Raw genomic sequence first — 23,930 nt, forward strand, 5'->3', positions numbered from 1 at the left:
CTCTATGCCATTATTGTTTCACATTTTCCGAATATTCCCGCAATGAATCGTTCGACTTTTTTCAACAATTGACGAATGAAACGTATCCGCTTACAAAGGTTATCTGCTATACTGTTAGCAAATTCATTCCCACAAATTTTTTTGAAAGGTGTAGAACTGTATGTCTCCGAAGTACAAGCAAGTTGCGAGCCAGATTGAATCAGACATTGTCAATCACGTCTACCAACATACGAATAAATTATTGACCGAAGATGAGTACGCCAATAAATATGGTGTCAGTCGCAATACGGTCCGAAAAGCAATCGAGATCCTCGTCAACAAAGGATACGTCTATCAAGTTCAAGGGAGCGGCGTCTTCGTCCGCGACCATTACAATAGCGATTACATCAACCTTGAAAAACTTCAAGGTCTCACGAGTGACTTCAGTGGCCGAAAAGTCGAGACACGCGTCTTACATTTCGAACAGACGGTCGCAAACGATGAAGTCGCAGAACGTATGAAGTGCCCGATCGGGACACCCGTCTACTTCGTGAAGCGTCTACGTCTCGTCGATGACCACCCGTTCTCGGTGGAAGATTCATACTTCCGAAAAGAGCTCGTCATCTACTTAGACGAGAACATCGTTCAAAAGTCGATTTATACGTATTTACGAAGTGACCAAAAACTTGCCATCGGATTCGCCGACCGAGTCATTTACGCAGACTTTTTAGATTCTGAGTCCGCCGATCTGCTCGACTTGAACGAGAATGACCCAGCCTTGATTGTCGACAACACCGTCTATTTAACAAATGGTCAAATCTTCGACGTCTCTCGTTCCATCCATCATTTTAAACATGTCAAAATGCTCAAAGTCTCGAACATCAAGTCCTAAACGCGCCCGAGAGATGCTTTTCTCGTGCGCATTTTTTATGCAATTTTTCGAAAAGAAAGGGTTTACACGAAAACGCTTTCGTGCTACTATCAACGTGTAGAAAATATTTGTACCTATGAATTTTAGTTATCCATACAAAAAGGAGAGATACTATGGTTTCTGAAACAATCGAAATTTCACCGGAAGATATTTTCGGTCTCATCGCCCTCTCGGGTGACGCCAAAGCGAGCTACCATCAAGCGATGCTCCTCATGCAAGAAGGAAAAAAAGAAGAAGCCGAGGCAGCAGTCGTTGCTGGTGACGCAACATTAAAAGAAGCACATGCGATTCAAACGAAATTCGTCACGCTCGAAGCACAAGGTAAATCGGCAACAGTCGGTGTCCTCATGGTGCACGCGCAAGATCACTTGATGAACACAATTCTCGTTAAAGAAATGCTTGGATATATGATGAACATGCAAAACGAAATCAACGAATTGAAAGGAATGGATCAAAAATGATTAAAATCGGACTCTTCTGTGCGGCAGGTATGTCAACAAGTATGTTAGTAGAAAAAATGAAAGCGGTTGCCTCTGAACGTGGCATCGAAGCTGAAATCGCAGCTTACCCAGAATCAGAGATGGAAACGTACGTTGACAACATCGACGTTGCACTTCTCGGACCACAAGTGAAGTACCTTCTTTCAAAAGGGAAGCAAATCTGCGAACCAAAAGGTGTTCCAATCGATGTCATCAACACAGTCGACTACGGCATGATGAACGGTGCGAAAGTATTAGACCACTCATTGAAACTTGTAAATAAATAAACTGAGGTGATGACTTTGAAAATGCCTAAAGATTTCTTGTTCGGCGCTGCTTCGGCCTCTTATCAGGTCGAAGGCGCATGGAACGAGGACGGGAAAGGTCTCTCGAACTGGGACGTCTTCTCGAAAATTCCTGGTAAGACATTTGAAAACACAAACGGCGACGTCGCAGTCGACCATTACCACCGTTATAAAGAAGACATCGCGCTCATGGCGGAGATGGGACTCGAATCGTATCGCTTCTCGATCTCATGGCCACGCGTCTTCCCGAACGGTACGGGTGAAGTGAACGAAAAAGGACTTGAGTTCTACAACAACTTGATCGACGAATGTTTGAAACACGACATCGTCCCATTCGTCACACTCTACCATTGGGACCTTCCACAAGCACTTGAAGAAAAAGGCGGCTGGAAGAACAAAGAGACGGTTGACGCATTCGTCCGTTTCGCAGATACTTGCTTCCAATCGTTCGGTGACCGTGTCAACCACTGGATCACATTCAACGAAGCGGTCATCTTCTGCTCACTTGGATACTTAACAGGCGCACACCCGCCAGGCATCGAAGGCGACGTCAAAGGTTATTTCCAAACGACACATAACGTCTTCGTCGCTCACGCCCGTGCCGTCGAGCTCTTCAAACAAAACGGTCACACTGGCGAAATCGGGATCACGCACGTGTTCAACCCGGCGTTCAGTATCGATGACGCAGAAGAGAACAAGTTTGCCGAAATGCATGCGAACGCTTATGCGACACATTGGTTCTACGACCCGATCTTAAAAGGTGAATATCCAGAGTACGTCGTGAACGGTCTGAACGAACAAGGTCTTCTCCCTGAAATGACAGAGGAAGAACTCGACGTCTTGAAACGTACCGCTCCGATGAACGACTTTATCGGTCTCAACTACTACAGCCCGCAGCGCGTCATGAAAAATGACTCAGCACTCGTCATGGCTGGTGGACGTGAGAACTCGACAGGTCGCCCTGGTAACCCATCATTCGATGGCGTCTACAAGACAGTCAAGATGGACGACAAAGTGTACACGAAATGGGATTGGGAAATCTCACCGGAAGCGTTCCTCGATGGGATGCATATGTTGAAAGATCGTTACGGCGACGTCAAAATCTATATCACAGAGAACGGTCTCGGTGATGTCGACCCAATCGTCGACGGTGAAATCATGGACACGCCACGAATCGAGTACATCGAAGGTCACCTTCGTGCAGTCAAACACGCTGTTCAACAAGGCATTAACGTTGCCGGTTACTACGCTTGGTCTGCAATTGACCTTCTCAGTTGGTTGAACGGTTATAAGAAACAATACGGCTTCATCTACGTTGACCACAACAACGGTCTCGCACGGAAGAAGAAACAGTCGTTCCACTGGTATAAAGAGATCATCGCCACGCGCGCTGAAGACCTATAAGGAGGTTCCCCTATGAGCCGCTTAGAAAGAGTATTTGAAAAGTTCACCCCTGCTTTTGTTCGCTTCGCGAACGCCAAGCCCGTCCTTGCGATTAAGGACGGGTTCATCCTCACGATGCCGATGACCATCATCGGGTCGCTGTTCCTTCTCATCCTGGCGTTACCGATTCCAGGTTGGGCTGACTTCATGTCAGGTCTATTCGGGGCAGACTGGTCACTCCCGCTCACGCAAGTCGTCGGTGCGACGTTTGACATTCTTGCTTTAATCGGTGTTTTTGGAATCGCTTACTCGTACGTCAAGAACGAAAAGATTGAAGGGGTACCGGCTGGTATTCTCGGGATCATCTCGTTCCTCATCATCACACAAGCTTCTGTCTTGTCTGAATCTGGGGAATTCGTCGGTGGCGTCATTCCAAAAGTATGGACAGGTGGACAAGGTGTCCTCGCTGCCATCATCGTCGGATTGACAGTTGGATTCATCTACTCGCAGTTCATCAAACGCGGGATCAGCATTAAAATGCCAGACGGTGTACCGCCAGGCGTATCGAACTCATTCTCTGCACTTGTTCCTGGTTTGGCAATCATCTCACTCGCCGTTGCGACGTTTGCGATTTTCCAAGCGGTTGCAGAGCGTACGTTCACAGAAGTCATCTATGATGTGCTTCAAGCACCACTTCAAAACTTGACTGACACACTCGCTGGAGCCGTTATCATCATGGTGCTCATGTCTGTCATGTGGTGGTGTGGGATTCACGGTGCCGCAATCCTTATGGGAATCATGGGACCTCTTCTCACAGCGAACGCGCTTCAAAACCAAGCGATCCTCGATGCTGGTGGTACGCTTGTCGCTGGTGAGAACGCAAAAATCGTTACAATCCAGTTCCTTGATGTGTTCACGAAACTCGGTGGATCAGGGATCACAATCGGTTTCATCATCGCGACACTGATTGTCGCACGTTCGGCACACTTGAAGCAGCTTGGTAAGTTATCACTTGCGCCAAGTATCTTCAACATCAATGAGCCGGTCATCTTCGGGATGCCAATCGTCTTCAACCCGATCATGTTCGTCCCATTCGTTGTCGTGCCAGCTATCGCTTCATTCATGGTTTACTTTGCCATCCTTTGGGGTTGGGTCGAGCCGTTCAACGCCCTTCAAGTACCATGGACGACACCTCCAGTCATCTCTGGATTCTTGATCGGTGGATGGCGTGCTGCCCTCTTACAGATTGCAACGATTGCTATGGCCGTTGCGGTTTACCTTCCATTCGTTCGCATTCAAGACCGCGTTTCGTATGGTGAAGAATTGAAAGCACAAGAAGAAGCAGATAAAGCGTCAGCCTGAAACAAAAACGACAGCCCTTCTCAGCAATGAGGAGGGCTGTTATGATGTAGGAAAAGATTGGAAAGTTGGGGTAGGATGAAAAGAAATGTCACCGTCATGTTCGCGCTATTTGCCTCATCCTCGTTTGCAGCAGGTCTTGCCTTTCAGTCAGTCATTCCTTTCATCGTAGGTATCTTATTCATTTTAGCGGCCGGCTATCAAGCAGGAAAGCAAATCGAGACGAAGAAAGCCTGAGTTCATCAAATTGGACTCAGGCTTTGTCTTGGGCATCTCTATAAGTGATTCAAGCAACGTATGCTATAGTTTGAGTGAATCTAACGAAGGAAGTGATCAGCATGAAGGCACTCGTCTTCCATCGGTTCGGTGGTCCTGATGTTTTAACATATGAAGAAGTCCCGACACCGATGCCACAAGTCGATGAAGTATTGGTTCGGACGAAAGCCATCGGATTGAACTATGCCGATGTGTATCGCCGGAAAGGAAACTACCATCTCGTCGGAGAACCTCCCTACATTCTCGGATATGAAGGAGCCGGCGTCATCGAAGCGGTCGGGGCGAACGTCACATCGCTTCAAGTCGGGGACCGGATTGCCTTTGCGGATGTTCCGCATGCCAACGCAGAATTTGTTGCCGTTCCGCTCGACAAGGCCATCCCCCTTCCAGATGCCATCTCATTTGAAACGGCCGCATCTGTCATGCTTCAAGGATTGACGGCTCATTACCTCGTTCACGACAGTTATCGGATTCAACCTGATGATGTCGCGGTCGTACATGCGGCCGCTGGCGGCGTCGGTCAATTGTTGACGCAAATGATTCAGCGCCTCGGCGGTCGGGCCATCGGTCTCACGTCCACAGCCGAAAAAGCGGCAACTGTCCAAGCTCATGGTGCCCGTGCCTATCGCTACGACGAAGCATGGGTCGAAGAGATTCGTAACACCATGGACGGTCACGGTGCCGATGTCGTTTATGACTCGGTCGGCGCGACATTAGAAAACAGCTTCGAAGCGACGCGCATCGGTGGGACGGTCGTCTTCTACGGTATGGCCGGAGGCGACCCAAAACCGGTCGACCCGCGTATGCTCATGGACACATCGAAGACGTTGACAGGTGGCGACTTATGGAACGTTCTCACCTCAAAAGAGGAGCGAATTCGTCGGTCACACGAATTGTTCAGCTGGATTGAGGACGGTTCACTCATCATTCCATCACCGACGACGTTCGCTTTGTCAGACGGGGCATCGGCCCACGCCTTTTTAGAAAGTCGGAAGAGCCAAGGGAAGATCCTCTTGATTCCATAAACAAACGCCAGCCCGTTTTCGGTGTTGGCGTTTTTACATGTCTTCTTTCCGGAGTGAGTATCCGTCTACCTCAAGCAGTCGCATCCGTCTCTGGTCAATCGCTGCATGAACAATCACGGTGACGCCCGGGTTGAGTTCCATCATCTTCTTGATTTTTCGTAAGTCGTCTCCTTTAATCTCAACCGGCAACACGAACTCCCCTTCTCTCAAATGAACGAACTTGATCTTCCCTTGGTCGTCATAGCCTGTAACTTCATACATCGAAAATTCACGCTTCATAAACATCCCTCCCTTCTACTCGTTCCCATAATAAAAAGATTCCACACAAAAAATCCATCCCCGTAGCGGCAGGGATGGATGCATGTTACGCCTCGACGCTATCCGCGTGTTCGGCTTTATGGTCGGCGATGACACCGGCATACCACTTCGCGCTATCTTTCCAGATACGCTCTTGTGTCTCAAAGTCGATATAGAGGATTCCGAAGCGCTTCTCGTATCCGAAGCTCCATTCGAAGTTATCCATGAGTGACCAGAGGTAGTAGCCTTGAATGTTCATGCCTTCATCGTTCAAGTCAGAAACGGCTTCGAGGTGCTGGCGGACGTAGTCGATCCGGTTATCGTCATGGACTTCGCCATTTTCCAGCACGTCGTCAAATGCGGCGCCGTTCTCTGTGATGTAGATGGGAAGGTCAGTATACTCGGCGCGTAAACGACGGATCAGGTCTTTGAATTCGTTCGGGGCGATATCCCAGCCCATGCCCGTCTTCTCATAGTCCGAATAAGCGTCTGCCTTCAAGAAATCATTTGCTGCGTTGAACTCGACAATGCCACGGCTGTAGAAGTTAATGCCGAAGAAATCGCAAGCTGTCGAGATCGTCTCCATATCACCCGATTGGATGAAATCGAAGTTATGCACATATTTGGAGAACAAGTTCATCATGTCGACCGGATACTGGCCTTTGAAGACCGGATCGAGGAACCAGCGATTCGAATACCCGTCGGCATTGTTCATCGCAAGGCGGTCATTCGCCGAATCCGTCTTCGCGTACATCGGTGACAAGTTGAGCGTGATGCCAATCGGTGTCGTGGATGTCATCTCTCGCTTCAACAATTCGACCGCTTTTCCGTGCGACAACAAGATGTGGTGCACGGCGCGTACCGCTTCGTTCATGTCACGATGACCCGGTGCGTGAACACCGACATGGTAGCCGAGGAAGCCGGCACACCAAGGCTCATTGTGGGTGATCCAAGAGTCGACGATGTCATCAAGCTCTTCAAAACAGACTTTCGCATAATCGAGGAACCAGTCAACCGACTCACGGTTGACCCAGCCACCTTCTTCATGAGCCCACATTGGAAGGTCCCAGTGGTAAATCGTGACGGCTGGTTTGATTCCTTCTTCACGGAGACGCAGCGCCAAGTTTTTGTAGAACGCCATACCTTCTGGGTTATACTCTCCCTTGGCAGGGAAGATTCGTGGCCACGCGATGGAGAATCGATACGTATCGACACCTAGCTTTTTGATGTGCTGGATGTCTTCTTCGTAACGATGGTAGTGGTCACATGCGACATCGCCGTTATGCTTTTCAAACACGCGCCCGTCGATGTCACAGAACATATCCCAGATGGAAGGGGTACGTCCCCCTTCATTGTGTGCGCCTTCAATTTGGTATGAGGACGTGGCTGTCCCGAATACGAAGTCTTTCTTAAAATGCATAGTGTTTTCCTCTTTTCTCTATATTTATTCTTTGACAGCACCTGCCGAAATACTGCTGACGATGTACTTCGAGAGGAACAAGAAGGCAATCATGATCGGTACGACCGAGATCGCGATTCCTAGGTAAAGCGCGCCAAGGTTTTCTGCGACTTGTGATCCTTTCAAGAAGCCCATCAAGACAGGCAACGTGTATTTCTCAGGAGAGAATAAGAGGACAAGTGGCATCAAGTAGTTGTTCCACGAGCCGATGAACGTGAAGATCGACATCGTCGCAATCGCTGGCATCATCATTGGGAGCGCGATTGTATGGAAAATACGTAACTCGCTCGCACCGTCAATCCGTGCCGCTTCAATCAAGCTGATGTGAAGTGTCGCTTGCGTGTACTGGCGGATGAAGAAGACCGTGAACGGTGTTGCAATCGCAGGGACAATCAATGGAATGAACGTATCGAGAATACCGAGTGTCTTCGAAATCTCATAGAATCCGATGAGTCCAAGTTGTGCAGGTACCATCATCATGACGAGCATGAAGATGAACATCGCGTTTTTCCCTTTGAAGTTATAGAACGTGAATCCGTAAGCCGTAAGGGCTGAGAAGTAACCTGACAGTACCGTAACCGATACAGAGATAATCAAGCTGTTCTTGAATCCGTTCCAGATGTTGATGTACTCACTAAGCGTCGCATAGTTCTCTGTGAGCGCTGTTCCCGGAATTAGTGAGAACCCAGCCATGATTTCTCCATTCGTCCGTGTCGCATTGACGATCATCATGAGAAACGGAATGAAGCAGACGATTGCTAGGAGGATGAGTACTGCATAGATCAAGCCTCGTACGAATCGTTTATTCGTTTTTTTCTTTGAAGGAGGCGCTACTTTTAACGGGCGCTCCTCTTTTCGTTTCGGCTGCGCTTCGCTATCTGGAAGCATACGCCGCGATTCTGCATTTTGTTCCATTGCTTACGCCCCCTTCTGTGTCGCGCGCTCTTTGCGGAACATACCCTTGAAGACGACCGCTGAGAAGATGAGCGTAATCAAGAATAGGCCGTAAGCGACTGCTGACGCATAGCCGTAGTTGTTGTACTTGAAGGCTTGGTTGTACAAGTAAAGTACCATCGTGTTCAATGAACCGTCCGGTGATCCAATTCCGTCTGTAATCAACATCGGGAGGTCGAACAATTGGAGTCCACCGATGAGCGATGTGATCATGATGTAGAGAAGGATTGGTTTCAGGAGCGGCAACGTCACTTTCGTAAACATCTGCCAACGGTTCGCACCGTCGATGTGAGCGGCTTCGAAGTAATCTGTCGAGATCCCCGACACCCCTGCCATGACGATGATGAAGGAGTGACCGAACCACATCCATGTCAAGATGAGCGAAACGGATAACTGTGCCGTCACTGGTTCTGCTAACCAGTTGATTGGATCCGAAATCAAGCCGATTTTCATCAACACCATGTTGAGTGAACCGTGTTGCCAGTCGAGCAAAATACCGAACAAGAGCGCGACCGAGCTGATCGTGATCAAGTTTGGAAGATAGAAGAACGAGCGGAAGAACGAGAGTCCTTTTAACTTCAAGCGAAGATCTGAGAAGATGAGTGCTAATAGAAGTGCCAACCCGATCTGCAAGACGAAGTTAATTCCCCAAATCTTGATGGTGTTGAAAAACGCCTCGATAAAGTACGTATCCGTCAACAACCGTGTATAGTTCGCAAACCCGACAACTTCCTCACCAGGACTCCCCGTATAGTTCGTGAAGCTATAGTAAAGTGTTAAGAGAACCGGATAGATGCTGAACGTCAAGAAGACGACCCAGAACGGGGCGATGAACAGATAGCCGTAACGATCTAGTTTTTTCACGTGTATTTCTCCTTCCATAAGAACCGAGGGGGGAGTTCCCCCTCGTGTTGGTCATCGTCAGTTTACTACGATGTCTGGGTAAGCGTTTTTCGCTTGTTTCTTGAATTCTTCAATCGCTTCTTCTTTTGACTTCTTACCTTCTACGTATTGAAGGACTGATGCTCCGTAAAGCGTATCGAGCTGTTGGTCGTATTTCGTGACGATTCCTGGTGTGATTTCATCCGCTTCATCGAGGAAGAACTCATAGTTGTTCTGTCCACCGAGGAACTCTTCACTGAAGTCGTCTTTGATTTTGTCTGTAACTGGGTTGAAGGCAAGTACATCTCCTGTTTCTTGTGCCCAGTCTGTCAAGAACTCTTCATCTTGCGTCATGAGTTTGACGAAGTCGTAAGCTGCTTCTTTATTTTTCGATCCTTCATAAACACCGAGCCATGTACCACCCCAGAAGTATGGGCTTGGTCCGCTTGTGACAGCCCAGTCACCCGCAGTTTGCTTCGCGTTTTCTTTCAATACAGAGTGGAGACCCCATGTTGGGAGGACGTATGAGAAGACTTGTGTCTCTGTCTCTTTTCCGTTCTCTTTTACTTTGATTGGCTTATCCATTCCTTCGAACCAAGATGGTGACCATTCTGGTGCGAGAGCCGTGTATTGATTCTCACGAAGTTCTTTTGCATAGTCCATGTAGTTGATTTTATCTTCCGTTAAGACGAGTTCGTTTTTATCGTTGACCCACGCTTCTGGGTTTGCTCCTTGTGAGAACCAACGGATGGCACCTTCGTCTGGGAACATTTTATATCCTTTTTGCTTCATCTTCTCCGCAACTTCGAAGACGCCGTCCATCGAGCTCATCATTTCGCCGATTTCAGTTGGGTCATCTGTACCGAGTACTTCTTTTGCTAAGCTACGTTTGTAGTAAATTCCACCTGGTGTCGTTTGCCATGAAAGAGCGCGAACGTTTCCGTCCTTGTCTTTTCCAAGATCAAACACGTAAGGGACATAGTTGTCTGCAATTTCATCAACGCTATATGGTTCGTCCGAAAGATTTTCCCAATATCCAGCGTCTACCCATTGTTTGAGGAACGCGATTTCTCCTGTGAAGACGTCTGGTGCGCCAACGCCGCTTTCAAGTGCTGGCTTTAATTTTGTTGGATAGTCAGCGATTGGAACGATTGTCAATTCAACTTTGACACCGTTTTTCTCTTCATATGTTTTAATTGGTTCTTTTAATTCGTCCGTAAACGACCAGACTTTTAAGACGTCATCTTTTGATTCTGAAGCTCCGCCTTCGCTGTCTGAGCAACCGCTCAAGACGCCAACTGAAAGTGCTCCGAGTGTAAGTAAGCTGACTAATTTACGCATGTGTTGTTCCCATCCCTTTTATAAGTAGTATTAGAAAGCGCTTGCAAAAAGAGGTGAATAATTGTCGAAAGCGCTTTCGGTTTATCCGAAATAAAATATCGAAAGCGGTTTCGATTTTCTCTAAAAATGACTTTCGAAATCGCGCTCCCCTCTCCATCCGCTGAAGAAAAGAGAGCGACTTCGAAATATCATTGGCTATAAATCACTGTTTGACCGGCGCACAAGATGCCCGTTCTACTAAGCGTACCGGAATGATGCGACGTTCGGTGAGTCGCTCTTTCGCGGTCATTTGTTCAAGTAAAAGTTCTGCTGCCGCTTCCCCGATTTCATCCGTATCTTGGCGAATCGTGGTCAGTTTCGGCGTAATGTATTGAATCATTTCAATGTCGTCGTATCCGATGACAGAGATGTCATTCGGGACGTGAAGACCGTGTTCGTGAATCGCTTCGATGACGCCAATTGCCATTTGATCCCCGGCCACAAAGACTGCAGTCGGTTGATCGTCGAGTTCAAGCAATCGTTCCATCGCTTGCTTCCCTTCTCCTACTGAGAAGAAACCGGCGTTGACGAGGTAGCCCGGTCGAATCGGAAGGTTCAGCTCTTGCATCGCAAGTTCATATCCTTTGATCCGTGCCGCTCCAGCGTCAATCGTCTCATCCCCAGCGATGTGGGCAATTTTTCGATGACCAAGTTCATACAGATAATTCACAGCGAGACGCGCCCCTTCGATGTTGTCGGAATAGACGACGCTACAATTGGCGCTGTCCATATCGACGACGACGATCGGGATGTCGCTTCGCATGAGCTCCTGAACTTGCTCATCCATTCGGTCCGAGCAGATGACGACGATGCCGTCGACCGCACGGTGTTTGAAGTGTTCGAGATAACTCATATCACGGTTGCGCAGGTTACGCGAGGCGAAGATTAAATCGTAGCCTTGCTCCTCTGTCGCGTGACGAAAACTTTCAATGATTCCGTTGAAGAACGGGTGTTTCATCCCCACTTCATTCGCTTCTGAGAACATGACCCCGATCGCCCATGATTTTTTCGTCGATAACGACTGGGCATGTGCGTTCGGCAAGTAGTCCATCTCAGCAGCGGCTTGAAGAATCTTTGCTCTCGTCTTGTCGCTCACGTCTTTGTAGTTGTTCAACGCTTTGGACACTGTCGTGATTGAGAATCCTGTTTTTTTGGCTAAATCATAAATCGTACCCATGTTATTCTCCTCTTCCCGAAAGCGCTTTCGGTAATTTGATTGTAGCGCATGAATTTGTAGGAATCAATTCTTTTTCGAGGAAACTTTTTGATTCTTTTTTCCATTCCTTGTTTCTTCTATATTACTGTATCGGGAAATTTTTGTCCTTAATGTGTCCGTGTATACAGCCAAACAAGATTCGTAAACTTTTGGACTTCCGTCTCGCCTGTCACGCCTTTAAATAGACGCTGAAACGGCTTCAACAATTGCTCTAAGACAATTTTCCGAAGGCGTTCTTGTTTCAGTTCATGTGAGATTGCATCGAACAAATCTCGTTGTTCTTCCGTCATCTCGACATGTTCTTCGATGCGAGCAGCCATCTCAATCAATTCTTCAATCGTAATGAGATGTTTATCTGTCGTGCCACGCATTTGATCGACCGTGACCGGGTTCAAGACGTGCTCCCCTGTCTCTATCATTCGTGCAGCAATCAGTTCTACGTACGTATATAAACTCCTTACGACTTTTTGAGGAGAGTAAGCGGCATTCGTGATCCGGTTCGTGAACAAGATATGTTGCAACATTCCGTTGAAGAGCACCGTCAATTCCATCGAATACGGTCTGACAGCCTCTCCGATGATTTCCGTCAAACGCATCGCAATCCATTCAATTTCATAAATGCGATGTTGAAGTACGAGTTTCTTCAGTTCATTCTCGTTTGACGACATGATCGATTCAAATAACGCGTGCAAGTTCCGTTCTTCGTTCAATTGAATCAATATCGAGATTTGCTCGATAAAGACATCACGATCTCGTTTATCTCGTCCCATCTGCATCTCAATCCGGCGCTGCCCGGCATCATATCGTAAGTTCTCGAGGATACTGGCCACACAATCCGTCTTCGATGAGAAGTAGTTATAAAACGTCCCTTTTGAGATATTGGCACGGTCGATAATCTCTTGCACCGATGTGTGTTGCACTCCATTTTCGATGAAGAGAGACATGGCAATATCTGCGACTTTTCGCTTTTTCTCTTTCATTCTTTCATGACTCCGTTCTGTCTGGTTTGTACCTTTACTATAGCACCGAAAACCATTTTAGACTAATAGTACAAAATGGTTGCTTTATTTATACAACGGGTATAAAATCATTTCATCGACATTTACCAACACATAACTATTTAGAAAATAAAGGAGCCATCCATATGAAACCAGAATTCCAAAAGAAACCGCCTTACGTCATGTTGGCGGTCCTCTTTGCGGGTGCGTTTATCGCATTTTTAAACAACTCATTACTCAACGTCGCGCTCCCATCGATCATGGTCGATCTCGAGATTGCAGACTACTCGACCGTACAATGGCTTGCGACAGGCTTTATGCTCGTGACAGGTGTACTCGTCCCGGCATCCGCCTATTTAATCACTCGTTTTTCTAACCGAAGCTTGTTCATCACCTCGATGAGTATCTTCGCCATCGGTACGGCGATCGCGGCCTTCTCGCCAAACTTTGGCTGGTTGTTGAGCGGTCGGATGATTCAGGCCGTCGGAGCCTCCACGATGGGGCCACTCTTAATGAACGTCATGCTCGTCAGTTTCCCGCGTGAAAAACGTGGGATGGCGATGGGAATCTTCGGGCTCGTCATGATCTCGGCACCTGCGATTGGACCGACACTCTCGGGTTATATCGTCGAGTACTATGACTGGCGCGTCTTATTCGAAATGATTTTACCGCTCGCCATCATCGGTCTCGCGCTCGCTGTTTGGAAAGCGGAGAACGTCATGGTCCAAAATAAAGATCAGTCACTCGATTACTTGTCACTCGTCTTATCGACGCTCGGATTTGGTGGGATTTTGTACGGTGTCAGCTCAGCAAGCTCGGACGGCTGGGATAACCCAATCGTCTTGGCGACGATGATTGTCGGTACCATCTCGTTGATCGCATTCATTTATCGTCAGCTCCATATGGAAAAACCATTACTCGACTTGCGTGCTTATAAACATCCGATGTTCGCACTCGCGTCAGTCATTGCGATGGTCAACGCAGTCGCGATGTTCTCCGGTATGATTTTGACACCGGCTTACGTCCAAAGCGTTCGTGGCATCTCACCACTCGATTCAGGGCTCATGCTTCTCCCTGGTGCGATCATCATGGGAATCATGTCGCCGATCACAGGTAAACTGTTTGACCGATTCGGACCAAAACTATTGGCACTTACCGGATTGACAATCACCGCCGTGTCGACGTACATGCTCGCAAACGTCCAACTTGACTCGACCTACACATACATCGTCTTAACGTACACGTTGCGTATGTTTGGGATGTCAATGGTCATGATGCCGATCATGACTAATGGATTGAACCAATTACCGACTCGCCTTAATCCGCATGGAACGGCTATCAACAACACGGCCCAACAAGTATCTGGTGCGATTGGTACGGCAGTACTCGTCACTATTATGAACTCGGTGACACGTACGGAAGCTGAATCATTGATGACGGGAGTCGATCCTGCGACGCTCACAGAAAGCTCGATGGGTGCCATCACTCAACAAGCCCTCTTATCTGGAATTCAATATTCATTTTATGTCGCACTCGGGATGAACCTCTTGGCGCTTGTCCTTGCGTTCTTCGTAAAACGAGTGGATGTTCGTAAGTTTGATGATCAAGTAGAGACCGTCGAAGAATTGAAACAAGCAAATTAATAGGAAAAGCCGTTCTGAATGATCGATTCAGAACGGCTTTTAATTTCTCATTTCCTTCATGCATAAATATGAAATTAAACTTCAATACATATATGGTATTATTTCTCAATGGATAGGATTCGTTTAGGAGGGTACATATTATGAAAAAAGTGTTCGGCTTTATCATTGTTGTTCTTCTGGTCACTTCATCTTTCGTCTCGACTGACTTAATCGTTGAGGCGGCCCCAAAGAAGCAGAATCGTGCTATCATGGGAGTATCGGCTTTAACTCCGCAACAAATGGCGGATTACGTAAAACAAAAGAATCCTCGTGATGTCCGGCTCGCGAAAACGTCTGTCGAAGATTTGGCGAAACTTTTCGTCATCATCGGTGCAAAAGAAGGCGTCCGTGGTGATGTTGCGTTCGCACAGGCACTAAAAGAGACAGGGTATTTCCGTTATGGCGGCGATGTCCTTCCAAAGCAGCATAACTACTCAGGGATTGGGACGACTGGGAACGGCGTGAAGGGACACTTTTTCCGTTCACCACACCAAGGCGTAACCGCTCAAATTCAGCATCTAAAGGCATACGCCTCAAAAGATGCATTGAATATGACAAAAGTCGATCCACGCTTCCACCTCGTCAAACGGGGCTCTGCGACGACTTGGCCGTCACTTCACCGAAAGTGGGCCATGCAGCCAAAAGGAAATTACGGAAACGAGATTCTTTCGATTTATCAAGAAATGTCGAAAACACCGAAACGTGTCGCTAAAGCAAAACGATGAAGAAATGTAGGGGTGAAAGAACGTGACGTGCAAACAAGTTAGACTCGCGAGCGGAATCGCACTATTCGTGACCGGCGTGATGTTGTTACTCAAGCGCTAATGAGCATTTCGGGCAATTGTCCGAGTGCTTTTTTTGTGGATAAACAAAAAGCCATGGCGCTCTATAAGTACCACGGCTTTCGCTAACGTTTATTTAACTCAATGTCCTCTGTATTTTCCGAGTGCCCGCATATTTAAGAGATACAAGACACCTGCATAGAGAATCAATCCGAGTAAATACACCCAGATGCCTGAGAAGCCGCTACCGTAAATCATGACTTCCTTGATTGCTGTTGCTCCGTAAAAGATTGGCATGACGTAACTCAAGTTCCCGAGACCATATGGAATCAAGTCGAGCGGGATGAGTCCCGAGAAGAACACCTGCGGGATGATGGTGAACGGAATCATCTGTACGACTTGTAATTCCGAACGGGCAAACACCGAGATGGTCGCTCCGAAGAGAACCGCCGTACCCGCCATGAGTAGCATCGTCAACATGACCCATGCCATGTTCCCAAGAGAAGAAAGACCGAGCACATAAATCGAATAGAGCACGATGAAAATCGACTGAACGACCGCAAACGTTCCGTACCCGAGCGTATATCCTAAAATGACTTGTCCTCGCTTGATTGGAGTCATCAAGAGTCGTTCGAGCGTTCCGCCACTCCGTTCTTTGACGAGTGCCATCGCAGAAAGGATGAACACGAAGAAGAATGAAAAGAGGGATAGGAAGACGAAGCCGAACGAATCGAACGTAGATTGGTCTTCTTCTCCATAGACGAATGCCGTATCGATCTCGGCTGCAGGATTGAGCGTCGTCAACGCATCTTGAATCTCGCGAACCGCCTTCGAAGACTTCGTCGACGGCTCACGTAACGTGATAGTCGTACCTTCCTGATTCATTTCAAAAACGGCATCGACCTGTTCATTGTCTTCGATATACGTCTTCGAATCATCGAACGATGCCTGTTCCACTTCGAGCGTCTCGTCCTCAAATGCGATGACGAGCTGTTCTGGTGCATTTTCGTCGAGGACGACGGTCGGCACATAATCCGAGTCTCCGAGTAAGAAGTAGACGAGTGTCAAAATGAGAAGCGGTGCGATTAAAATCAAGGCGACACTGCGCTTGTCGTTCAACGTCTGGAAGATGACACGTTTCGCTAAATTACGCATGACCGCCCACCTCCTCTTTCCCAGCAATCAAGAACAACTCTTCCACGCGACCGTTCTCGGTCTGGTCGAGCAAGTCTTGCACATGATCGTACGCAATCAATCGTCCATTATAGACGAGTGCAGCACGGTCACACTCGAGCACTTCATCCATGACGTGTGTCGAGACGATGATGGTCGTCCCTTCCGCTCGAATCGTTTGGAACTGATCCCAAATCTGACGGCGTAAAATCGGATCAATCCCGACCGTCGGCTCATCGAGAAACAACACGTCCGGCTTATGAAGGATCGCAATGGCTAAGGAAAGACGTTTCTTCATCCCTCCCGAAAAATTACGGACGAGTTTATGTCGATCGTTTGTTAAATCAACAAGCGCGAGCACTTCGGTGATCCGTTCCTGAAGCGCCTTTTTCCCTAACTTATAAATCGAACCGAAGAAGGCAAGGTTCGCCTCGGCCGCCAGGTCTTCGTACAACCCATCGTTTTGCGGCATAAATCCGATTTGTTGGAGCATGGCCATATTCGGCATCTTTGTTTCCCCGATATGGACACTTCCTTTGTCCGGTGCAAGTGCGCCAATCATGAGTCGAATGAGCGTCGTCTTCCCCGATCCAGATGGTCCGAGCAAGCAGCAAATCTCACCGGACGGAATCGTGAAGTCGATGTTGTCGATGGCGAGCTGGTCACCGAACGACTTGTCGACGTGTTGCAATTGAATGTTCATGCTTATCACTCCTTTTCGGCGCCTCATCGTGTATACTCAAGATAATCAACACCGTGTTGGTTTATAAGTTTAGTATAGACCTCGTTCACGGTGGCAACAATCGTCAATATCAGTCATCGTGTCGGTTTTCCGACAGATGGTCTGAATATGTTGAAGAAAAGGAGAAAATGGATGGAACAGACTGATTTACGCGTCATCCGGACGAAGAAGTTGATCAAAGATGCCTTCTTCAGTCTTATTGAAGAACAGGGATTTGAAGCCGTCACCGTCAAGCAATTGACCGAACGGGCCGGTATCAATCGAGGAACCTTTTATAGCCACTATGTGGATAAGTTCGAGTTGATGGAGAAATGCGTCAACGAAATCTTTGAAGAGGCTGAACAGAAGTTGATTTATCACTTGCCACACATCTTCGGAGACGAACGGACCGACAACTCGTACCATTACCTCATTCCGTTCATCCGCTTCATCGAAGACAACCAAATCATCATGAAGCCACTGCTTGGACCGAACGGAGACCCGACATTTCAGACGAAGCTCCGTGCATTCATGCAGGCTGCCTTGTTTCAGCGTTCGCCTGCTACGTTGTTTGACCCGGACAAAATGATGGTGCCGCCCCCGTATCTCGTCGCCTATCTCTCTTCGGCGCACATGGGGGTCATCTACGAATGGTTGAATAATCCGTCAGCAGAAGAGACAGCAGAAGACATCGCTCGGATTATCTATACGATCACGTTTGAAGGACCACTCGTCGCTGGTGGTGTGAAGTGAAACAATTAAAGCCTCCCGCACACGTTGCGAGAGGCCCTTTTTACGGAATGCGAACATGCACATGCAAGTTCCCATTGTCTTCCGCTGTCGTCTGATAAGCGTTCTGTACTGCCTCTAAATCATGCCAGGCAATGCGGTATGACTTTCCTCGCATCCCTTCAAACTCAAAAGCGAGGTGCTGTAAGTCAGCGATTCGCATGATGCGTTCAAACGGTTTACTCTCACCATCCCATTCCAATTGATTCGCTGAGTCGTTTAACACGAGGTCGAGTCCATGCATCACTTTTTCTTTGATCAATTGTCCATCCGCCGCAACACGCATCCCGTCTTGAATATCATGCATCCGACACGATTCGATATCATCAAACGGGATCGTGATTTCATCCCCGTTCGCAAAGTGAAGCGTGATTGTTTTTACGATCATCTTATATTCCTACTTTCGTTCAGACTCTGTTCCCTTACTATACAAAACTTTTCCCCGTTCAGGGATGACATCTTTGTGGATGTGGCAAATCCGTAAAAGCATGTTCGATTCATTTAGAAACGGGAATAGAAGAGGTAGCAATCATTCTGTTTTTTGAAAATAATACTTCGGAAAGGCGGCGAATATATGCCATCAGTGGATAAATCGGTCATCGTCATCGGCGGAGGGCTCGGTGGATTGTCAGCAGCCATCTCGCTCGCTCAAAAGGGATACGACGTCTCACTCTACGAAAAGAACGACCACATCGGAGGGAAAGTGAACCGTCTCGAACAAGACGGATTCGGCTTCGACCTCGGACCCTCGATTTTAACGATGCCCCATATCTTCGACAAACTGTTCCGCGGAAGCGGCAAACGGATGGAGGACTATGTTTCCATCCAGCGGCTTGAGCTCGAATGGCGCTCGTTCTTCCCGGACGAGACTGTGCTCGACCTCTATCATGACCTCGAACAGATGCAACGCGCGAATCCCTCCCTCTCTCGAAAAGACATGCAAGAATATCGTGAACTGTTGAATTACGCAGCCCGCATTTATAAGACGACCGAGAAAGGCTACTTAGCTGAAGGGTTTGAGTCACCTTTAGAAGCCGTCATGAAGACGGGGATCTTCCCAACGCTCTTTGGGTTCGATTTGACGTCGACGATGTATAGCGCCATCAAGAAGCGCATCAGTAATCCGCATCTTCGGGACATGCTGTCGTATTACGTCAAATATGTCGGGTCGTCTCCTTATAACGCACCAGCCGTCTTAAACATGATGATTTACATGCAGTACGCCCAAGGCTGTTGGTACGTCGAAGGTGGGACCCACAAGCTCGCGGAAGGATTGACAAAGCTTGCCGAAGAAATCGGTGTGAAGCTACATACCGGTCAGGGCGTCGTCCGTGCCCATACGGTGAATGAAAAGATCTCAGCGATCGAACTTGAGGATGGACGTCTCCGTTCGGCCGATTATTTTGTCTCGAACATGGAAGTCATCCCGTTCTATCAGAAAATGGTCGACGCGGACGAACAGTACGTCGACAAACTCGTCGATAAATATGAACCGGCCAGCTCTGGATTCGTCCTCCATCTCGGGGTGAAGAAAGCCTATCCTCAGCTTGCGCATCATAACTTCTTCTTCTCTGAAAATTTGCATGAGCAGATGGATAAAATCTTTGAGAAACACGAACTTCCAGACGACCCGACGATTTATCTCGTCAACGTCAACAAGACCGATGCGACTCAAGCGCCACCGGGACATGAGAACATTAAAATCTTGCCACACATCCCGTATATCCAAGACAATCCGTTCACCGAAGAAGAGTACGCCGCCTTTGAAGAGCGTGTACTCGATAAGTTAGAACGCATGGGTCTTGATGGTCTGCGTGAACATACGGTGACGCGTGACGTATGGACACCTCATGATATCGAGCGGACGTATGGGTCAGACCGAGGTGCCATTTATGGTACGGTCGCCGACAAAAATCGGAACGGTGGATTCAAGCATAAGAAGCAGAGCGAACTCTATCACAACCTCTACTTTGTCGGGGGAACCGTCAACCCGGGCGGTGGCATGCCGATGGTGACGCTCAGCGGTCAGCAAGTGAGCGACAAAATCGCGAAGCGCGACAAAGTGAAATGACTTTCTTTCATCCCTCATTCGATATGAGGGATTATTTTTTTGAAACTTTTTCCAAATCCATTCCGTATAGTGTGGTACGATACAAACAATCAAATAGACAAACGGAGGAACAGGATGCATCAAATCACAAGTTATTTCTTTATGTATGCCAAAGTTGTCGTCACGGATAAAGTTCCATTCTTTTGGACACTAGGGATTCCACTTGTCATCGCCTTGACGCAGTCGTTTGCAGATATTCGCCAAGCAACGACAGCAGAATACTACCCAGGACTCTCTTATTTCTGGGTGTATATTATTCTTGCTACATATGTGAACGGTGTGGGCATCGAACTCGCCCGCATGCGCGAATATGGACTGATGAAAACATACGTGATGATTTCCGGGAACAAACTGACATACGTCATCGCCGTCATCTTGGCGCAACTTCTATTCGCCTCCATCAGCCTACTTTTATTCACAACGGTCGTTACGCTCGTACACGGATTCTTCTCGTTCAAATTGATTGCAACGTCTCTACTCGTATTGATTGGGAGTATCCCGTTCGCGGTTGCCAGTGTTGCCATCACGGCACTTCCAGTGAAAGTATCGAGTCTCGGAACGTTTGCGAACATTCTCATGTTCCCACTCTTTTTATTGGCAATCAAGTCACCTAATCAATGGTTCAGCTTCCTCAACCCGTTCTACGCGCTCCATGAATTCGCGCTCGGGTTGCTGCATCTGACGACTCAAGTCGATCTCTCGTTCGGAGTATGGGCGACATTCCTTTCCGTACTCGGTTACTTCATCATCGGTGCGATTGCGTTGAAACGCTTCAGTCTCGTCTCACTCATCACACGCTAGGAGGTTCTTATGCACGTAAACCAACTCACGTATCGCTATCCGAAAGCGACGCGCCCTGTACTCGACGGCGTCTCGTTCACCCTGCAACCAAATAAGCTGAATGTGTTGATCGGACAAAACGGTGCCGGCAAGACGACACTGTTTGATAGTATGACGGGTACCCTTCCCGTTGACAAAGCGTCACTCGACCTCGTTCCGACAACGGACATGTTGTATTTGACACAACTCATGTACAACCATCATGAGTTGACAGGAAAAGACTTCGCCTATTTCATCGGACGTCTGTCAAAGCGCCCCGACTTCAAGAAACTTGAGTCTTATATAAACAATCTTTCGACGTCCCGAGAACAAGAACTGTTCGAACATCTATGGACGATGAAACTCGGGAAGATGTCTGTCGGGGAGAAAAAATGGCTCTTCGTGACACTATTGTCTTCCATCAAGCGTTCCCTCTACTTATTCGATGAGCCAACGAGCGGGGTCGACCCGGCGTCACGCATTCAAATCATGCGTCGCCTGCAGCGACTCGTCGATGACGGTAAGACATGCCTCATCTCGACGCATCAGTTGCATGACTTAGTTCAACTCGATGCCCACGTCATCTTCCTACACGGCGGACGTATTTTGTATGAAGGGGACTTCCAGGACTGGCTCAAAGAATCTGGAACGACCGACCCGGATGAAGCGTTCGTTCGGATGGTCGACACACCGCTTGATGATGTGGCGGTGACACAATGAACGACTCGTTTTGGGAACGACACCGGTTTACATTCTATACGATCGGCATGGTCGTCTGCGGCTTTCTCATCTCCATGTTCTCATAAGAAAATCAGCTCTGACACACGTCAGAGCTGATTTTTATTGTTCACGACGTGCGCGTCGTAACTCTCGATTGGTCACATGCTCAGGATCCGCTTCACGTAATTTACGGTCCATCGGGATGTACAAGATGAGAAGCGGGATGACGCCTATCAATGCGACACCGAGTAGTTCCTGCATCGAATCGAGTACGAACTTCGTGAGGAAAGTGAATACACCAAGTGACACAAACATAGTGACGATGATTAGAAATTCTCGGCGCACGAGGCGTTGATATTCCTCGTCTTCGTTGAATGTGCGTAACAGTTTCATCCGTCGCCATGCTTGATAGAGCATCGGCAGTTGGGTCACGAGAAAAGAGAAGGCAACCGTCGTCACCGTGATCCCTTTTATGACCGAAACAACCAGTAAGAGAAACAGACCGATGATCCCGAATATCGCGCTGATCCCTCGGGCGTCAAGGTCCTGTTCGACCATTTTGGGGAGACGCTCTTGTTTATCCATTCACCTTCCTCCTTTTTTGTTTCTTCCGCTCAAATTGGACATGGCCGAGCTCGACACCCGTCACATGTAACGGGTCGATTTCTTTTAGCTTGCGGTCTAAGCGAACGCTTAACGTCAACAAGCTGATGATTCCGATAAACGCTGCGATGATGAACGTGAGTAATGTAATCCATTCAAGCTCTATACAAGCAATCAGGATGAGAAGCAGAAGCGGCTGAGCAAAATTCAATAAAAACTCGAACCGCACAAGTTGTTGGTATCGCGTGTCCTCGTTAAATAAAAGGAGTAACTTTTTGCGATGCCATGCATGATACAAGAGCGGAACTTGTCCAACGAGAAGCATCGGTAACAATAAGAGAATATCCGTCTTCCAAAAATATAAAAAGAAGAGCAACATGACGCCGATTAGCGGAATCACCATTTGTCTCTTTCGTTTCTCATCATCTTTCAACATTCGTTCTAATCTAACTTCATGGTCTACCATCGAATCCCCCTCGAGTGTTCTCGTTAGTTTTATGTACGAAACCTATTCTCGATTCGTTTCATCCCTTACGCTTCTCCCGATTCATCAACTCCAATAAACTCTCGACGACATGTTCGTCATCAATCTTCAGAACCTTCCAATCCACCCATGACTCAAGAAGTAGGCAACTCGCGATGAGAACAGCTCCCCCAAGACTCATCGTGTCTAGCGTAATGTACTTCAATGAATAGAACATCAACATTGACATGACACCAATCAAAAGGACGAACTGGATCGCGCCTTTCAAATAAATGAAGCGTTGGTATGTAGATGAGTCATTGAACTGTAAAAACAACTGCAGTTTGTGCCACGTCGCAACCAGAAGTGGCATGAACACTGCCGCACAAAAGATGAAGAGTGACAGGTTCATTCTTGAGTCATTGAACCATAACCAAAGTGCTGTCACTACACCGACTATCATCACAAAGAGCGGACCTTTTTTATTCCACGATTTGTCGTACAAATACTCCATTCGTTCTTCTCGTAACACATCACACACCTCCAACAGTAAAAAACATCCAATTCTCTCTACATGTTTATCCTAACAATCTAAAAGCAAACTTTCGAGGATTTTCCATTAAAAAGAAAAAAGCACCTGATGTTATCAGATGCTTCTCGTTATCCGGCTTTTGAAACTTTCGCTGATGTGACGGGTGTCTTCCCACTCAACTGAAACACGAGCACCCCACCAACAATCAACACAATCCCGACGACCGTCTTCCATGTGAACGGAACAGCCGTCAAGCCGAACCATCCTAACGTATCCCAGAGGAGCGCGAACAAGATTTGAGACACCATGACAATCGAGATGGCATAACTCGGTCCGAGTCGCTCGACACCTTGCGTCACACTCATGACGACTCCGACGCCGAGGATTCCGCTGAACCAGTACCATGTCTCCATCTCCTCTACTCGGAACAAGGCACTCCCTTCTTGGAATAGACCAATCAGGAGCGATGCTAAAAATCCGAGTCCAAGGACGAGTGTCGTCGTCGCCCACGCCCCGACACGCTTCTTGACGTTGGCGTTAAACGTGTTTTGCATACAGACGAGCATTCCGCCGATGACAGCAAGCATCATCCCAATCGCCATGGTTCTCCCCT

At 47.8% G+C, this 23,930-nt stretch carries 27 protein-coding genes; 13 read left to right on the plus strand and 14 right to left on the minus strand.

Translation table 11 applies throughout. The features are described 5' to 3' along the window. Nucleotides 1-160: 160 nt before the first annotated feature. The 7 genes from AC5LIL_RS12545 to AC5LIL_RS12575 all read left to right on the plus strand — a co-directional run bounded on the left by AC5LIL_RS12545 (nt 161) and on the right by AC5LIL_RS12575 (nt 5,737). The gene (locus AC5LIL_RS12545) at nt 161-871 is read left to right on the plus strand and encodes a GntR family transcriptional regulator (protein WP_214696897.1); all 711 of its coding nucleotides are present in this window, start codon (nt 161-163) and stop codon (nt 869-871) included. A gap of 152 nt (nt 872-1,023) precedes the next feature. Then, on the plus strand, nt 1,024-1,371 hold the full coding sequence (locus AC5LIL_RS12550) for a PTS lactose/cellobiose transporter subunit IIA (protein ID WP_214696899.1): 348 nt from the start codon (nt 1,024-1,026) through the stop codon (nt 1,369-1,371). After that, nucleotides 1,368-1,676, plus strand: coding sequence for a PTS sugar transporter subunit IIB (locus AC5LIL_RS12555; RefSeq protein WP_015880671.1), 309 nt, complete (start codon nt 1,368-1,370; stop codon nt 1,674-1,676). The genes AC5LIL_RS12550 and AC5LIL_RS12555 overlap by 4 nt, the downstream gene beginning before the upstream one ends. Before the next feature lie 15 nt (nt 1,677-1,691). Then, a complete protein-coding gene (locus AC5LIL_RS12560) occupies nt 1,692-3,098 on the plus strand; it encodes a GH1 family beta-glucosidase (protein ID WP_214696901.1) in 1,407 nt (468 codons plus the stop codon). A 12-nt stretch (nt 3,099-3,110) separates the two neighbouring features. Beyond that, nucleotides 3,111-4,439, plus strand: a complete 1,329-nt coding sequence (locus AC5LIL_RS12565; RefSeq protein WP_214748622.1) for a PTS sugar transporter subunit IIC — start codon at nt 3,111-3,113, stop codon at nt 4,437-4,439. A 75-nt stretch (nt 4,440-4,514) separates the two neighbouring features. Then, the gene (locus AC5LIL_RS12570; RefSeq protein WP_214814679.1) at nt 4,515-4,673 is read left to right on the plus strand and encodes a hypothetical protein; all 159 of its coding nucleotides are present in this window, start codon (nt 4,515-4,517) and stop codon (nt 4,671-4,673) included. Nucleotides 4,674-4,774: 101 nt separating this feature from the next. After that, on the plus strand, nt 4,775-5,737 hold the full coding sequence (locus AC5LIL_RS12575) for a quinone oxidoreductase family protein (RefSeq protein ID WP_499824265.1): 963 nt from the start codon (nt 4,775-4,777) through the stop codon (nt 5,735-5,737). A gap of 33 nt (nt 5,738-5,770) precedes the next feature. Here the strand turns inward: AC5LIL_RS12575 and AC5LIL_RS12580 are convergent, their stop codons facing one another. The 7 genes from AC5LIL_RS12580 to AC5LIL_RS12610 all read right to left on the minus strand — a co-directional run bounded on the left by AC5LIL_RS12580 (nt 5,771) and on the right by AC5LIL_RS12610 (nt 12,905). Beyond that, complete coding sequence (locus AC5LIL_RS12580) at nt 5,771-6,016, minus strand: hypothetical protein (protein ID WP_499824266.1); 246 nt, start codon at nt 6,014-6,016, stop codon at nt 5,771-5,773. Between the two features lie 85 nt (nt 6,017-6,101). Beyond that, nucleotides 6,102-7,454 (minus strand): GH1 family beta-glucosidase, encoded by a 1,353-nt coding sequence (locus tag AC5LIL_RS12585; RefSeq protein WP_499824267.1) that lies wholly within the window; start codon nt 7,452-7,454, stop codon nt 6,102-6,104. A gap of 24 nt (nt 7,455-7,478) precedes the next feature. Beyond that, a complete protein-coding gene (locus AC5LIL_RS12590; protein WP_499824268.1) occupies nt 7,479-8,408 on the minus strand; it encodes a carbohydrate ABC transporter permease in 930 nt (309 codons plus the stop codon). A gap of 3 nt (nt 8,409-8,411) precedes the next feature. After that, the gene (locus AC5LIL_RS12595) at nt 8,412-9,311 is read right to left on the minus strand and encodes a carbohydrate ABC transporter permease (protein ID WP_015880663.1); all 900 of its coding nucleotides are present in this window, start codon (nt 9,309-9,311) and stop codon (nt 8,412-8,414) included. Between the two features lie 57 nt (nt 9,312-9,368). Next, complete coding sequence (locus AC5LIL_RS12600) at nt 9,369-10,670, minus strand: ABC transporter substrate-binding protein (protein ID WP_214786128.1); 1,302 nt, start codon at nt 10,668-10,670, stop codon at nt 9,369-9,371. Nucleotides 10,671-10,872: 202 nt separating this feature from the next. Then, the gene (locus tag AC5LIL_RS12605) at nt 10,873-11,886 is read right to left on the minus strand and encodes a LacI family DNA-binding transcriptional regulator (protein WP_214748647.1); all 1,014 of its coding nucleotides are present in this window, start codon (nt 11,884-11,886) and stop codon (nt 10,873-10,875) included. A 146-nt stretch (nt 11,887-12,032) separates the two neighbouring features. Then, nucleotides 12,033-12,905: a TetR/AcrR family transcriptional regulator gene (locus AC5LIL_RS12610; RefSeq protein WP_274664956.1), complete on the minus strand. Its 873-nt coding sequence runs from the start codon at nt 12,903-12,905 to the stop codon at nt 12,033-12,035. 164 nt (nt 12,906-13,069) lie between these two features. On the opposite strand from AC5LIL_RS12610, the gene AC5LIL_RS12615 reads away from it, so the two are divergent. Together AC5LIL_RS12615 and AC5LIL_RS12620 are read left to right on the plus strand one after the other, a co-directional pair. Continuing rightward, the gene (locus AC5LIL_RS12615) at nt 13,070-14,566 is read left to right on the plus strand and encodes an MDR family MFS transporter (protein WP_499824269.1); all 1,497 of its coding nucleotides are present in this window, start codon (nt 13,070-13,072) and stop codon (nt 14,564-14,566) included. Nucleotides 14,567-14,706: 140 nt separating this feature from the next. Further along, nucleotides 14,707-15,330, plus strand: coding sequence for a glucosaminidase domain-containing protein (locus AC5LIL_RS12620; RefSeq protein WP_499824270.1), 624 nt, complete (start codon nt 14,707-14,709; stop codon nt 15,328-15,330). Between the two features lie 198 nt (nt 15,331-15,528). Here AC5LIL_RS12620 and AC5LIL_RS12625 read toward each other — a convergent pair whose 3' ends face one another. Together AC5LIL_RS12625 and AC5LIL_RS12630 are read right to left on the minus strand one after the other, a co-directional pair. Beyond that, nucleotides 15,529-16,542, minus strand: a complete 1,014-nt coding sequence (locus AC5LIL_RS12625; protein ID WP_499824271.1) for an ABC transporter permease — start codon at nt 16,540-16,542, stop codon at nt 15,529-15,531. Further along, nucleotides 16,535-17,263, minus strand: coding sequence for an ABC transporter ATP-binding protein (locus AC5LIL_RS12630; RefSeq protein ID WP_499824272.1), 729 nt, complete (start codon nt 17,261-17,263; stop codon nt 16,535-16,537). The genes AC5LIL_RS12625 and AC5LIL_RS12630 overlap by 8 nt, the downstream gene beginning before the upstream one ends. Nucleotides 17,264-17,434: 171 nt before the next feature. On the opposite strand from AC5LIL_RS12630, the gene AC5LIL_RS12635 reads away from it, so the two are divergent. Further along, nucleotides 17,435-18,034: a TetR/AcrR family transcriptional regulator gene (locus AC5LIL_RS12635; protein WP_499824273.1), complete on the plus strand. Its 600-nt coding sequence runs from the start codon at nt 17,435-17,437 to the stop codon at nt 18,032-18,034. A 40-nt stretch (nt 18,035-18,074) separates the two neighbouring features. On the opposite strand, the gene AC5LIL_RS12640 is transcribed toward AC5LIL_RS12635, so the two are convergent. After that, on the minus strand, nt 18,075-18,458 hold the full coding sequence (locus AC5LIL_RS12640; protein WP_499824274.1) for a hypothetical protein: 384 nt from the start codon (nt 18,456-18,458) through the stop codon (nt 18,075-18,077). Between the two features lie 186 nt (nt 18,459-18,644). Here AC5LIL_RS12640 and AC5LIL_RS12645 point away from each other — a divergent pair, with 186 nt between their 5' ends. The 3 genes from AC5LIL_RS12645 to AC5LIL_RS12655 all read left to right on the plus strand — a co-directional run bounded on the left by AC5LIL_RS12645 (nt 18,645) and on the right by AC5LIL_RS12655 (nt 21,719). After that, nucleotides 18,645-20,141 carry a phytoene desaturase family protein gene (locus tag AC5LIL_RS12645; RefSeq protein WP_499824275.1) on the plus strand — a complete coding sequence of 499 codons (1,497 nt, stop codon included), beginning with the start codon at nt 18,645-18,647 and terminating at the stop codon, nt 20,139-20,141. Nucleotides 20,142-20,255: 114 nt separating this feature from the next. Next, the gene (locus AC5LIL_RS12650; protein WP_499824276.1) at nt 20,256-20,981 is read left to right on the plus strand and encodes a hypothetical protein; all 726 of its coding nucleotides are present in this window, start codon (nt 20,256-20,258) and stop codon (nt 20,979-20,981) included. Nucleotides 20,982-20,990: 9 nt separating this feature from the next. Continuing rightward, entirely contained in the window at nt 20,991-21,719 is a 729-nt protein-coding gene (locus tag AC5LIL_RS12655) for an ATP-binding cassette domain-containing protein (protein ID WP_499824277.1), read from the plus strand. 120 nt (nt 21,720-21,839) lie between these two features. Here AC5LIL_RS12655 and AC5LIL_RS12660 read toward each other — a convergent pair whose 3' ends face one another. The 4 genes from AC5LIL_RS12660 to AC5LIL_RS12675 all read right to left on the minus strand — a co-directional run bounded on the left by AC5LIL_RS12660 (nt 21,840) and on the right by AC5LIL_RS12675 (nt 23,919). Beyond that, entirely contained in the window at nt 21,840-22,304 is a 465-nt protein-coding gene (locus AC5LIL_RS12660) for a hypothetical protein (RefSeq protein ID WP_499824278.1), read from the minus strand. After that, a complete protein-coding gene (locus tag AC5LIL_RS12665) occupies nt 22,297-22,788 on the minus strand; it encodes a hypothetical protein (protein ID WP_499824279.1) in 492 nt (163 codons plus the stop codon). Before AC5LIL_RS12665 ends, AC5LIL_RS12660 begins: the two co-directional genes overlap by 8 nt. Before the next feature lie 58 nt (nt 22,789-22,846). Next, nucleotides 22,847-23,317: a hypothetical protein gene (locus AC5LIL_RS12670; RefSeq protein ID WP_499824280.1), complete on the minus strand. Its 471-nt coding sequence runs from the start codon at nt 23,315-23,317 to the stop codon at nt 22,847-22,849. 128 nt (nt 23,318-23,445) lie between these two features. Next, nucleotides 23,446-23,919, minus strand: a complete 474-nt coding sequence (locus tag AC5LIL_RS12675; RefSeq protein WP_214786100.1) for a DMT family transporter — start codon at nt 23,917-23,919, stop codon at nt 23,446-23,448. Between the last annotated feature and the right edge of the window lie 11 nt (nt 23,920-23,930).

This window comes from Exiguobacterium sp. RM11 (assembly GCF_059821525.1).